Annotated in this window: 14 protein-coding genes and 1 tRNA gene; 9 read left to right on the top strand and 6 right to left on the bottom strand. The window is 45.9% G+C overall.

Translation table 11 applies throughout. The annotated features are described in order from the left end of the window. The 3 genes from LDL18_RS06980 to LDL18_RS06990 all read left to right on the top strand — a co-directional run. Positions 1 to 936, top strand: a 936-nt coding sequence (locus tag LDL18_RS06980) for an alkene reductase (RefSeq protein WP_296508133.1), incomplete at its 5' end; no start/stop codon positions are given. A 180-nt stretch (positions 937 to 1,116) separates the two neighbouring features. Next, complete coding sequence (locus LDL18_RS06985) at positions 1,117 to 1,752, top strand: epoxyqueuosine reductase QueH (protein ID WP_296508135.1); 636 nt, start codon at positions 1,117 to 1,119, stop codon at positions 1,750 to 1,752. Between the two features lie 54 nt (positions 1,753 to 1,806). Next, on the top strand, positions 1,807 to 2,748 hold the full coding sequence (locus LDL18_RS06990; RefSeq protein WP_296508137.1) for a glyoxylate/hydroxypyruvate reductase A: 942 nt from the start codon (positions 1,807 to 1,809) through the stop codon (positions 2,746 to 2,748). Between the two features lie 122 nt (positions 2,749 to 2,870). Here LDL18_RS06990 and LDL18_RS06995 read toward each other — a convergent pair whose 3' ends face one another. Both LDL18_RS06995 and LDL18_RS07000 read right to left on the bottom strand, forming a co-directional pair. After that, entirely contained in the window at positions 2,871 to 3,977 is a 1,107-nt protein-coding gene (locus tag LDL18_RS06995; RefSeq protein WP_296508140.1) for an AbrB family transcriptional regulator, read from the bottom strand. Positions 3,978 to 4,332: 355 nt separating this feature from the next. Continuing rightward, positions 4,333 to 4,409 (bottom strand) — tRNA-Arg (locus LDL18_RS07000). An 80-nt stretch (positions 4,410 to 4,489) separates the two neighbouring features. Here LDL18_RS07000 and LDL18_RS07005 point away from each other — a divergent pair. Further along, the gene (locus LDL18_RS07005) at positions 4,490 to 4,759 is read left to right on the top strand and encodes a hypothetical protein (RefSeq protein ID WP_296508142.1); all 270 of its coding nucleotides are present in this window, start codon (positions 4,490 to 4,492) and stop codon (positions 4,757 to 4,759) included. On the opposite strand, the gene LDL18_RS07010 is transcribed toward LDL18_RS07005, so the two are convergent. The 3 genes from LDL18_RS07010 to LDL18_RS07020 all read right to left on the bottom strand — a co-directional run bounded on the left by LDL18_RS07010 (position 4,728) and on the right by LDL18_RS07020 (position 9,112). Beyond that, complete coding sequence (locus LDL18_RS07010; protein WP_296508144.1) at positions 4,728 to 5,336, bottom strand: hypothetical protein; 609 nt, start codon at positions 5,334 to 5,336, stop codon at positions 4,728 to 4,730. The two genes, LDL18_RS07005 and LDL18_RS07010, sit on opposite strands and share 32 nt — an antisense overlap. Beyond that, entirely contained in the window at positions 5,329 to 6,330 is a 1,002-nt protein-coding gene (gene hemB / locus LDL18_RS07015; protein ID WP_014849135.1) for a porphobilinogen synthase, read from the bottom strand. Before hemB ends, LDL18_RS07010 begins: the two co-directional genes overlap by 8 nt. A 130-nt stretch (positions 6,331 to 6,460) precedes the next feature. Beyond that, positions 6,461 to 9,112: a valine--tRNA ligase gene (locus tag LDL18_RS07020; protein WP_296508148.1), complete on the bottom strand. Its 2,652-nt coding sequence runs from the start codon at positions 9,110 to 9,112 to the stop codon at positions 6,461 to 6,463. Between the two features lie 142 nt (positions 9,113 to 9,254). Between LDL18_RS07020 and LDL18_RS07025 the strand changes: the two genes are divergently transcribed. Then, positions 9,255 to 10,106, top strand: a complete 852-nt coding sequence (locus LDL18_RS07025; RefSeq protein WP_296508151.1) for a glutaminyl-peptide cyclotransferase — start codon at positions 9,255 to 9,257, stop codon at positions 10,104 to 10,106. A gap of 164 nt (positions 10,107 to 10,270) precedes the next feature. Here the strand turns inward: LDL18_RS07025 and LDL18_RS07030 are convergent, their stop codons facing one another. Next, positions 10,271 to 10,765 carry a DUF2497 domain-containing protein gene (locus LDL18_RS07030; RefSeq protein WP_296508152.1) on the bottom strand — a complete coding sequence of 165 codons (495 nt, stop codon included), beginning with the start codon at positions 10,763 to 10,765 and terminating at the stop codon, positions 10,271 to 10,273. A gap of 359 nt (positions 10,766 to 11,124) precedes the next feature. On the opposite strand from LDL18_RS07030, the gene LDL18_RS07035 reads away from it, so the two are divergent. The 4 genes from LDL18_RS07035 to LDL18_RS07050 all read left to right on the top strand — a co-directional run. Next, positions 11,125 to 11,493, top strand: coding sequence for a DUF1476 domain-containing protein (locus LDL18_RS07035; protein WP_296508153.1), 369 nt, complete (start codon positions 11,125 to 11,127; stop codon positions 11,491 to 11,493). Between the two features lie 4 nt (positions 11,494 to 11,497). Next, the gene (locus LDL18_RS07040) at positions 11,498 to 11,731 is read left to right on the top strand and encodes a BolA/IbaG family iron-sulfur metabolism protein (RefSeq protein ID WP_296508155.1); all 234 of its coding nucleotides are present in this window, start codon (positions 11,498 to 11,500) and stop codon (positions 11,729 to 11,731) included. Between the two features lie 48 nt (positions 11,732 to 11,779). Further along, on the top strand, positions 11,780 to 12,112 hold the full coding sequence (gene grxD, locus LDL18_RS07045; RefSeq protein WP_014500978.1) for a Grx4 family monothiol glutaredoxin: 333 nt from the start codon (positions 11,780 to 11,782) through the stop codon (positions 12,110 to 12,112). A 35-nt stretch (positions 12,113 to 12,147) separates the two neighbouring features. After that, positions 12,148 to 12,505: DUF4230 domain-containing protein (locus LDL18_RS07050; protein WP_296508157.1), on the top strand; the 358-nt coding region annotated here is incomplete at its 3' end.

Genomic DNA, 12,505 nt, shown 5'->3' on the forward strand with positions numbered 1-12,505 from the left:
AGCGCCGGACTGATTATTTCAGAAGCGACTGGCATTAGTCAGGAAGGCTTGGGCTGGCCGTATGCTCCCGGAATCTGGAGTGATGCCCAAGTAGAAGCCTGGCTGCCGATTACGCAGGCGGTACATGATGCCGGCGGTCTTATCTTTGCCCAGCTTTGGCATATGGGACGTATGGTGCCGTCTAATGTCAGTGGGATGCAGCCTGTTGCGCCTTCTGCCAGTCAGGCACCCGGATTGGGGCATAGCTATGATGGTAAAAAACCTTATGATGTTGCCCGTGCTTTGCGATTGGATGAAATACCGCGTCTTTTGGATGATTATGAAAAGGCTGCCCATCATGCCTTGAAGGCCGGTTTTGATGGTGTGCAAGTGCATGCTGCCAATGGTTACCTGATCGATGAATTTATACGGGATAGCACCAACCATCGTCATGATGAATATGGGGGCGCAGTTGAAAACCGTATCCGTTTGCTGAAAGAAGTCACCGAACGGGTTATTGCAACCGTTGGGAAAGAACGGACGGCCGTTAGATTATCACCGAATGGTGAAATACAGGGGACGGTTGATAGTCACCCCGAACAGGTTTTTATACCGGCGGCCAAAATGTTGTCTGATTTAGATATTGCCTTTTTAGGAATGCGGGAAGGGGCTGTGGATGGCACCTTTGGCAAAACAGATCAGCCCAAATTATCGCCCGAAATCCGAAAAGTTTTCAAACCGCCTTTGGTTCTTAATCAGGATTATACTTTTGAAACCGCGCAGGCTGCCCTTGATTCTGGTGTCGCCGATGCCATCAGTTTTGGAAGGCCTTTTATCGCTAATCCTGATTTACCACGTCGTTTCTTTGAAAAAGCACCCCTTACCAAAGATGTGATTGAGACTTGGTATAGCCGAACTGCCAAGGGGTATACGGATTATCCTTTGCTTGGGGATTGATCAAAAAGAAGATATTATGGCCTGTCTATGCCATTCATAGACAGGCCTATGGGTAGGCAGATTTTACCTTATTTTCCGATTTGATGGGGATATGTTTCAATCAATAGCCTGTTTTTTTTGCGATTATCGCTTAAGGTCAGAGCCTCGCTTTTAACAATAATGGTTCACGATCGCTGATATATGTCATTATCGCTGCTTCTTCCTGATCAAGCTGAAAAGCTCTTGCTGCATTCCTGTTGCGCCCCTTGTTCTGGCGGTATCATGGAAAGACTTTTTGAAGCGGGTATTGAATATACCGTTTTCTTTTATAATCCGAATATTCATCCCGAACCCGAATATTTGTTGCGGAAAGAAGAGAATATTCGCTTTGCCAACAAATTGGGCGTGCCTTTTGTCGATGGTGATTACAATAGCGACTATTGGTTTCAGCGCACCAAAGGTCTGGAGCATGAGCCTGAAAGAGGAGCGCGTTGCAGTTTATGTTTTGATATCCGGTTAGAACAGACCGCTCTTTATGCCCATGAGCATGGTTTCCCTTTGATGAGTAGTTCTTTGGGTATTTCCCGCTGGAAAAATTTTGAACAAGTGGTGGCGTGTGGCGAGAAGGCAGCCGCAGGCTATGAAGGCTTGCGCTATTGGGATTTTAATTGGCGCAAAAAAGGCGGTACCAACCGGATGATGGACGTCAATAATCGCGAGCATTTTTATCAGCAAGAATATTGTGGTTGCGCTCATTCATTGCGGGATGCCAATGCGCACCGTCATTCCCAAGGCCGTCCATCCATCAAAATGCGGAAATATTACGGTGAAGAATAAAGCCTTTTGACGTTATGAGGTGAATTCGGGATATGATGTGAAGGCAGTCCGGTAATGCAGAAAGCGCCTATTTTGTTAGCGACCCGCTTATCGCCGAAGGTTGAGGCGCAATGGCAAAAAAATTTGCAAGCGATGATGCCTGAAGAAAATATCCTTACCTTGAATCAAATTCAGGTTAGGCGTGGCATTGAAATGGCTTTGGTCGCCAATCCGCCTTCCGGTGTTTTAGGTGATTTTCCTGACCTGAAATGGATTCAAAGCCTGTGGGCGGGCGTCGAAAATCTGTTGACGGATAAGACTTTGCCGGAGATTCCCATTTGTCGTTTGATCGATCCCGATTTGGCGCAGGCTATGGCGGAAACGGTCACTGCCGCCGTCATGGCTTTTCATCGTGATTTTGATCTTTATAAATCCCAGCAACAACAAAAATCATGGCTACAGCATCCGCCTGTTTTCGCCCGTAATCGTCATGTGACGATTTTAGGATTGGGTGAAATGGGACGTGCATCGGCGGCGATGTTGGCGGCTTTGGGATTTTCGATTCATGGCTGGAGCCGCTCGCCCCAAAATTTACAGGATGTTACCTGCTATCATGGAGAAGATGGATTACGGCAATCTGTCGATCAGGCCAATATTCTGGTGAATTTATTACCTTTGACAGAGCAGACATATGCTATTTTGAATAGAGATATTTTTCAGCATCTTGCCCCCGATGCCTGTTTAATCAATTTTGGAAGAGGGGCGCATCTGGTTGAAGATGACCTTCTGGATTATTTGGAACAAGGTAAAATAAGGCATGCTTTTTTAGATGTTTTTGCAAAGGAGCCTTTGCCGATAGAGCATCTTTTCTGGTCCCATCCAAAGATTACCGTTTTTCCGCATATTGCTGCCATGACTAATCCGGTTTCAGCTTCCAAGGTTATTGCCCAAAATATCTATCGTTATCGCCAAACAGGCGTGATCCCCGTCAGTTGTAATCGGGTTTTAGGTTATTAGTTCAGGGAAAAATAGCCGTCTATCAAGGCAGATGTTAGAGAGTTTTAGCATAGAGGCTGTTAAAAAAATGCCCGAATATTAGGTTATATTCGGGCATGTCTGGAAAAGAGATTTCGTCTCTGTCAGGCTTTGCTTTTTTGGGTGTGGTAATGAGAAAGAAAGGTCATAAAAGGCACCGACAATAGAACCGCAATCAACCGGACAGTTTGCATCGCCATAATAAAGGCCATATCTATTTTGTCGGGAGATGAGGCCGCGATGATCGCAATGGAATCCGAGCCGCCGGGACTGGTCGCAAGATAAGCCGTTAACGGGTCGATATGGGTAAAATGCGCCAATAAAGCGCCCATACACCCACAAAGCAGGATGAGAACGATAATAGCGGCAAACACCTGAAAAAAAGAATGGGCAACATAACTGACAACCGCCCGCGAGAAGCGCAAACCGATATTCCAGCCTAGCATGGTATAGCTGAAAGCGAGCAGTAAAGGGGGGAGCGTTAAATGAATATAGCCAAGATATTGCAGAATTAGCCCTGTAAATAACGGCAATAGCAACCGGCCATTCGGGATATGCAATAATCGGGATATTGGAATAGCCACAATAATAAGGGCAAGTGTCTTAGCAAAATTCGCCCAATCGATTGGAGGAAACCATACAATAGAGGGCAATTGATAGCCGCTATTACTGGAAGCCATCCATATTTGGGAAATGAAGGAGGCAATGACTGCAACACAGATAACCCGAAAATACTGCATGAAAGCAACAAGGCGAATGTCGGCATCATAGGATTCCGACATAAGTGTCATGACAGTTGCCGCGCCCGGAGCTGCCCCCCATAAAGCCGTCGTACCGGGGAAGAGTTTTAAGCGGGTCAACAACCACCCGATCAGATTGCTGATAATAATAACCGAGAAAACGCCTCCCAAGAAAATAGGCCAGTCTTTGATGATCTCTCCCAATATTTTAAAGGAGAGATTATGGGCGACCATGCAGCCGATAACGCCTTGGGCAAAAGAAAAGGGTTTTTGAGATAAATGAACATGGCCGTTCATGACCGAAAAAAGGATAGCTGCCGACATGGGCCCCAATAACAAAGCCGCGGGCATATGAAGGCTATTCCAAAGTAAGGTGAAAAAAACTGACACCAGAATCAGCCCTGTCCATTGCCATAACACCGGCCAGTTTTTTAATGTCCAGCGGGAGGGCGGGCATAGAAATTTCACCATTCAAATCTCAATATACTAGTCATCATCTGCGACCGAAAAATATTAAGAGCCGCATGGAAAACATCACCATTCTAATTTTATGATGATAACCGGATATCAGGCCATCCAGTGGTAATAAAGGCCTATTAGATATCCGAATCGGGAAATAGTTTAAAGAAAGATCTGTATAGTATTTTATAATTATAAAATATAATAAGCTTTCTTGTTTATAATCAAACAAGAAAAACAAAGTTTATTTTTTGAAAAGGGAAATAAGCGTCAAATAGACAGTATCTTGAATGATGATACGGCTTCTATTGTGACAAATAACCTTCAAAAAGGAGGTATTTATTTTAAATTTTAAGGGGAAAATAAATGGTGCGCCCGGAACGATTCGAACGTCCGACCCTCAGATTCGTAGTCTGATGCTCTATCCAGCTGAGCTACGGGCGCATACCAATTTTAGAGGCAATTCAAAAACTTAAGGTCTTTGTCTTTGCCTGTGGCGAAGACTTAGAGAAACTCGTTTCTTTATGCAAGCGTTATTTTTAAGATTTGTCGTTTTTTTTGAAAAAAGAGACCGGCCTTTTCGAAATAGGGCATTATTTTTCTTATTGAGAGGGCGTTGCCTTACTGAAAAAGCTATAAAGTCAGGAAAAAATAGAAAAAAGCGTGACTATCTTAAAAGAGAGATAGCCATGCTTTCTTGTGAAAAAACGCGCCTGAAAAAATCCATAGAAGCAGATTTTTCAGTGAAAAAAGGTGAAAAGTTTAATTCTGAAGTGTTTCACCCAATTCTGTGACCTTTTCTTTTTCGGCCTTGTCCATGTCCTGTAGTCTATCCGAAATTTCGTTTAGTCTTTGTCCGCTGATCGGCGGGGTATGTTGCAGCAGAGAAGTGCGCTTCTCTTCTAATTGCATTATAGCATTCAGCAATGGATCTCTTCCCGTGGAAGCCAAGCTGGTGAGATTCTGTTGCGCTGTAATCCAGCTTTCATTTTGTGATTTAGCAGAAAGACATTGATTATCAGCCGCCTTGCAAGAAAAATGAAGTTTGGCGATTTGAGCCGAAAGTTGGTTGGCCTGTTTCTCGAAAATTTGATGTCCTTTTTCAGCATTTTCCAGAATTTTTTCGAGCTGACCATTAAATTCGGGATCATCTGGTAGATTAACCGTTTGGGGTTGCGCTTCTTCGTTGATATGTATCCGTGTGACCTGTTGTTCCAGTGGTCGCGCCGCCAAAGACGGAAAACGGTTATCGGCTTTGCAGCCCGAAAGGCCAAAGCCAAGGCAGCCCAAGCCGACACCCAACAGGCCATAAAATGGCCTGTAAGGGAGGCGAGATGGGTCAAATTTTTTGGGAAAAGAAAAATTAGCCATTCAAAAGCTTTGCCGCATGAACCGCATGATAGGTTAAAACACCTGCGGCTCCGGCACGTTTGAAGCAGGTAAGGGTTTCGAGAACGGCCTTATCTTTGTCGAGCATACCGGCCGCAAAGGCGGCTTCTAGCATCGCATATTCACCAGAGACCTGATAGGCGAAAACCGGCAATTTAAAGCTTTCTTTTACGCGATATAACACATCGAGATAGGGCAGACCTGGTTTGACCATGACGCTGTCTGCGCCTTCTGCAATATCCATAGCGACTTCGCGCAAGGCTTCGTCACTATTAGCCGGATCCATTTGGTAGGTTTTCTTGTCAGCTTTGAAAATACCCGCTGAACCAACCGCATCACGGAAGGGATTATAAAAAACGCTCGCATATTTAGCCGCATAGGACATGATCTGGACATTGCGATGACCTTCGCTTTCCAGCATGTCGCGGATAGCGGCAACCCGTCCGTCCATCATATCGGAAGGGGCAATAATGTCGGCACCGGCTTCGGCCTGAACGCGTGCCTGTTTAATCAGTAATTCTTTGGTTTCGTCATTCAGAACATAGCCCTGCGCATCAATAACGCCGTCATGGCCATGGCTGGTATAAGGATCCAAGGCGACATCCGTTAACAAGCCGATATCGGGAACCGCATCTTTGATTGCGCGAATAGCCTGACACATCAAATTATCAGCATTCCATGCTTCCCGACCATCTTCGCTGCGTTTGGCGATATCGGTATTCGGGAATAAGGCCAGACAGGGGATGCCTAGGCTGTGGGCTAATTTGGCTTGTTCGACAATCAGATCAACAGACCAGCGGAAAACGCCGGGCATGGATTGAACGGCCTCTTTTACGCCTTTCCCACCCGTCACAAATAACGGCCAGATAAAATCGGCAGGGGTCAAAACATTTTCGGAATGCATGCTCCGGCTCCAAGCGGAAGCACGGAGGCGACGCAGGCGCGTTGCCGGATATTGTGTAGCGACTAAAGACATAGCTAATTTATTAAAACAGCTCTGTTGTAATGACCAGTCAGAATCCTATGGAATCGAAGATATCTACAAAAAACCCCTACCGTTCTGAACAAAAGGGCAGGGGTCTTTTGAGAGGTATTCTAGGTGTTTATTACATCAAGCGTTCAAGCGCAGCTTTCAGCTTGGTGATTTCACCTGTGAAGTTATTCAGTCTTTCCCTGTTTTCTGCAACAACTTCGGCTTTTGCCCGTGCCACAAAATTGGGATTGCCAAGACGCTTTTCTGTTGCCGTCTTTTCCTTTTCGACGGCCTCAATCGCTTTTTTGAGTCGTCCCCGTTCGGCATCAAGATCAATGACCCCTTCCAAGGGAAGAACAAAAGTCGCCTCATCGACAACAATCTGTGCCGCCGCGCCTTTGGGGGCGGCTTCCTCATGGATAGACTCGATACGTGCCAGTCGTTTGATGAAAGGATCAAAGCGTTCCAGATTATGCGCTGTCTTTTCAGGGATACCGTGGCTATGCAGCGGCACCTTTAAAGCAGGCGGCACATTCAATTCTGAACGGGTTGCCCGAATAGCGGTAATCAAACGGATCAGCCAATCAATGTCATTTTGGGCTGTTTCATCGACCGACCAATTTTTATAATCCGGCCATGCAGCGACAATCAGATCATGATCCCGATCACCCAAGGCATGCCATAATTCTTCGGTGATGAAGGGCATAATCGGATGCAGCATAATCAAAATCTGGTCAATGACCCAGCCGAGCACTGCCAAGGTTTCCTGAAGTTCAGCGTGATTTTGATCTTCTGAAGTCAGAATGGGCTTGATGAGTTCCAGATACCAATCGCAGAAATCATTCCAGACGAAATGATACAGGCTGTTCGCCAATTCGTCATAGCGCATATCTTCGATATGCTGATCCAGTGAGCGGGCAACCTTGGCTGTTTCGGCAATGATCCAGCGGTTGGTTGTTAAAGTTGCTTCTGGTGGCTGTTTGGAGGTGTTGACGGCGCAGTTGTTATTCTGGGCAAAGCGGACAGCATTCCACAATTTGGTAGCAAAGTTGCGATAACCTTCGACCCGTTTTTCATCGAGTTTGATATCGCGACCCTGACTTTCCATAGCGCAAAGCGTAAAGCGCAAGGCATCCGCGCCATATTTATCAATCAGTCCCAAAGGATCAACGGTATTGCCCTTGGATTTGGACATTTTCGAGCCATCGGCGGCGCGTACCAAACCGTGAAGATATAATTTCGGGAATGGCACATCCTTCATGAAATGCAGCCCTTGCATAATCATGCGGGCATCCCAGAAGAACAGAATATCAAAGCCAGAAATCAGCACGTCATTCGGGTAACGGCCTAAGGCCTTCGGGTCTGTGTCTGGCCATCCCAAGGTAGCAAAAGGCCAGAGCGCGGAAGAAAACCACGTATCCAGAACGTCGGGATCACGACGAAGATTGACGCCTTGACCTGCTTTTTCTTGGGCGGCTTCTTCGTTTTCGGCAACGATCGCCTGACCATCATCGGTATACCAGACCGGAATCTGATGCCCCCACCAAAGCTGACGCGAAATACACCATGGCTGAATATTTTCGAGCCAGTTATAATAGGTTTTCGTCCAGCTTTCGGGAATGATCTTGATTTTGCCAGAGCGAACCGCTTCTAACGCCGGTTGTGCTAACTTTTCAGCATCGACATACCATTGATCAGTCAGCCAAGGTTCAATCGGAACACCGGAGCGGTCGCCATAAGGTGCCTGAATAACGCGATCTTCGATTTTATCGAGAAGACCCAGCGCATCGATTTTTTCGACGATAACCTTGCGGGCTTCAAAGCGATCAAGGCCAATCAGTTCTTCTGGAACATCATTTTCAGCCGTCTGAATAACGCGGGCATGGCTATCCAACATATTCAGCATGTCAGCCGGTTTAATGCCTGCGCGTTTCCCGACTTCAAAATCGTTGAAGTCATGTCCCGGAGTGATTTTAACCGCCCCTGATCCTAATTCGGGATCGGCATGGATATCGGCGATAATCGGGATTAAACGGTTCGTAATCGGCAAGCGAATATTCTTGCCAATCAAGGCTTTGTAGCGATCGTCTTCGGGATTAACCGCGACCGCCATATCGGCAAGCATTGTTTCTGGACGGGTAGTGGCGACTATAATTTCGCCGGAGCCGTCTTCTAACGGATAGCGGAAATGCCAGAAATGGCCTTGGACTTCACGGTTTTCGACCTCAAGATCGGAAATCGCCGTTTCTAAATGGGGATCCCAATTGACCAACCGTTTATCTCGGTAAATCAGGCCTTCATTATAAAGCGAAACGAAAACTTTGATAACGGCTTTGGAGAAGCCTTCATCCATAGTAAAGCGTTCATGCGCCCAGTCACAAGATGCACCTAAACGGCGCAGCTGGCGGGTAATCGTGCCGCCTGATTCCGCTTTCCATTCCCAGACTCTATTGACAAAAGTCTCGCGATCCATGTCGGTGCGCTTCTGGCCAACTTTGGCTAAATTGCGCTCTACGACCATTTGGGTCGCAATGCCGGCATGGTCGGTGCCAACGACCCACAAGGCATCTTTACCTTTTAATCGGGCATGGCGAACAAGAATATCTTGTAATGTGTCATCAAGCGCATGGCCGATATGCAAAGAACCGGTCACATTGGGCGGCGGAATGACCAGAGTGAAAGGATCAGCTCCCGGTCTTTCCGGATGGAATAAGCCTTCTTCTTCCCAATGGGTATACCAACGGGATTCTATCGCGGCAGGATCAAACGTCTTATCTATGGTCATAGGGGCTGTTTCTATCGCCTCCTTTCGGGGGATGCCAGTCGCAATATTACCTTTAATACGCTTTTTTAGAAGGATTCTTCCTTTCGAAAGGCGTATAGCCTCATCGCAAAGAGGACGGATAACCCGATTTCAGGGAAAAAGAATGTTTAGAAAACGCTCGAAAGATCTTTCACTCTCGCCCACCATTATATTGGTGATATCCGAAGTTATCAGCTTTTTCCTGCTTTTCTGCACGGTTATTCTTGTCTGTTCTGCTGTCTCTCATGCGGCGACTCCCTCTATCCCTGTTTATGATTATCAGATTGTCCATAGCTATCCCCATGACACTAAGGCCTTCACGGAAGGCTTCTTTTATCGGAACGGCTATTTCTATGAGAGTACCGGCTTGAATGGGCGGTCGTCTATTCGAAAGGTCGATATCGAAAGTGGAAAAACCCTCCAGCAAATAGATATAGGTAAACGCTATTTCGGTGAGGGAATTAGTGACTGGAAAGACAAAATTATCGGTCTGACGTGGAAAAACGGATTGGGGTTTGTCTGGAATATTAGAAATTTTCGGCAAGTCAGAAGTTTTAACTATGATGGCGAAGGGTGGGGGCTGACGCATAACGATCAATATCTGATTATGAGTGATGGCTCGCCGGTTTTGCGTTTCCTTGACCCTGAAAGTTTGACCCCTGTCCGCACGATTACGGTGACAGCCCATGGCGAAGAATTGCCTGAATTAAACGAGCTGGAATGGGTGGATGGTGAAATCTTTGCTAATGTTTGGCAGACGAATAAAATCGTTCGGATTGATCCTGAAACGGGGAAAGTCACGGGGATCATTGATCTAAACGGTATTCTAGCCCAAGCTGGAGCGCTCCCTTCACCTATTGATGTTTTGAATGGTATTGCGTGGGATAGCGAACATCACCGATTATTTGTAACGGGCAAATTATGGCCGAAAGTATTTGAAATTATCCTAACGCAGCGGGTGGGCGGTCATAGGTAATGACTGCCCGTATTCGGGTAATTTTTCGGCTAAAATGCTTTTCTGATAGCGTTATTTCAATACAGAGAAACCTTGCCTGAAAAGTGGATTTTCAGGAGGCAATTATTTCAACAAGCCTAAACGCTATAACGCTATTATTAAAAAAGCCGCAACCGGTTTGAAAATTAGAAATGCTGGCCAGTAATTCTGGAGATTTCGCGCGATACCATCGCTTCGACAATGGCGGGAAGATTAGAATCTAGCCATTCTTTCAGCATCGGGCGGAGCATGTCCTTCACAAGATCTTCCAGCGTCAAATCCTGATGGGATGACTGACTGACCATCATGGCAGATAGATTTTTCAAGGCCTGACGGCTAGCTTGTTCGGCTCTTTCTGACATCAAGCTGTCTTGCGATTTTGAGGCATTTCCGTTCAACGGAGCGTTATTTTCATAATCACGGTGGTCGTTATTCATCGGCTGATCCTTCGACGGGCTAGAGGAAATAGGATCCGTTAACTCCAAAACACTGCTATCTGAGTCACGCCGACGCAGATCGTCGAAACGATCGCCATCGGGCGACAAAGTTCGGCCATTGGGTTTACGATCACCATCCGCAATAATGCGTTTGATAGAAGCCAATATGTCTTCCATCGAAGGTTCAGGGCGCATATCAATCATGCTCACAATGTGCCTGTTTCTGTTTTTTTTGTCACGAATAGTTTTGTATAATTATATTAACGACCCTATCACTGTGATATTTTAGCCTGAAATGGCCTTTTACAAGAAGGGTTCTTGATCTGGTTATCTTGGAAACGGATCGTTTGAGCCGAATTCTTGGATAAGAATACACTATAAAATCCTGATATTTCAACTGGATTAGGGTTCCTGTCTTTATAATCAATCAGAAATATTCAGATTTTTTATAATAAAATCGGTTTTTATAGGGTTATTTTATCCATTCTGTCTGGCTTCTATCAATAGCCTGTTGTGTGGCTTTGTCGGGCTTCCTACATTCTTGGAAAAGAGCAGGAGATTATATGGGCATCCACGCTTCCGGTCACAGAGGTTCTGCTGCTTCTGATTCGCATGAAGCTTCTTTCCATCAAAAAACAGCCGATGAACTTTTTTCACGAGATCAAGCAATGCTGCTTCGCTTTTTAGCAAGGCGCAATCGTTTGCTGGCGACATGGGCAGCCGAGATGATGCATCTTACCCCAGCCGAAGCCGATCCCTATACCAAAGGTTTTGTCGGTGCCGGTTTTGAAGAGATGGATGAAGAAAGCATCCTTTCCCGATTGATGGGGGATCTTTTATCGGCACAGGTTGAGATAGAAGAAAGTCAGATTCGGGCGATGCTGGATCAGAAGTCGGTCGAAGCCAAACGCCAATTATTGGGAGTTGTGTAGCATCATGGCGATGACTATCGAAGAAATTGAACAATATATTATAAAAGCGCTTCCTGATGCCGATGTTGAAGTCGTCGATTTGAACGGGAATGGCGATCATTTCAGTGCCATTGTGACGGCGGCTTCCTTTAAGGGATTATCGCGTTTGGCACAGCATCGCCGCGTTTATGATGCCTTTGGCGAGCGCATGGGGGAAGAGTTGCACGCTTTAAAGCTGACGACCCGTATTCCGGAATAAGATCCTCTTTAATTTAGAAATGTACCCTCTACATAAGGAATATTGTTTATGGCCGATACGATTAACGACCGGATCAAAGAAATTCTGGAAAAAAGTCCGGTAGTGCTGTTCATGAAAGGCACCCCGCTTTTTCCTCAATGTGGATTTTCTAATCAGATCGTCTCTATTCTGAATGCGGTTGGCATTGAATATGATTCCGTCGATGTTTTACAAGATCCAGAAATCAGACAAGGCATTAAGGTCTATTCTGATTGGCCGACTTTCCCGCAGCTTTATGTCAAAGGTGAACTGGTCGGCGGCTGCGACATCGTTACCGAAATGTATCAAAGTGGCGAATTGGCTGAATTGATGCAGAAAGAAAATATCGCCCGCAAAAACTAAGCGACAGGCGAATAACTGGGAATAGTATATCGTCTATGGAAAATTTTCCGAAAAAGCGTGTCTGGTTCTTGATTACCATTCTGCTTTTTCTAGGGATGATCCTTTTCACGATCAGGGCGGGGAAAAGCCATTTTTGGGATTTATATCCCCGTCCTTCTTTGGAAAGCATTACCCGTAGTAGCCTGCAATCTGTCCGAGAGGAAAACCGGCTAACGGTTTTTATGGCGCGCTATGTCGCTGTTTCCACGGCCAGCGAACAGCATTTTGGCTTATCAGCGAGAAAAACGCTGATTATGCCAGGCAACGTCCGCTATGAAGTCAATCTGGCAGCTCTCACTCCGAAAGATTTACATTGGGATAATGACCGACATCTTTTGACGGTAGATTTGCCCC

The sequence above is a fragment of the Zymomonas sp. genome (assembly GCF_020216885.1).
In the GTDB taxonomy this organism is placed as follows: domain Bacteria; phylum Pseudomonadota; class Alphaproteobacteria; order Sphingomonadales; family Sphingomonadaceae; genus Zymomonas.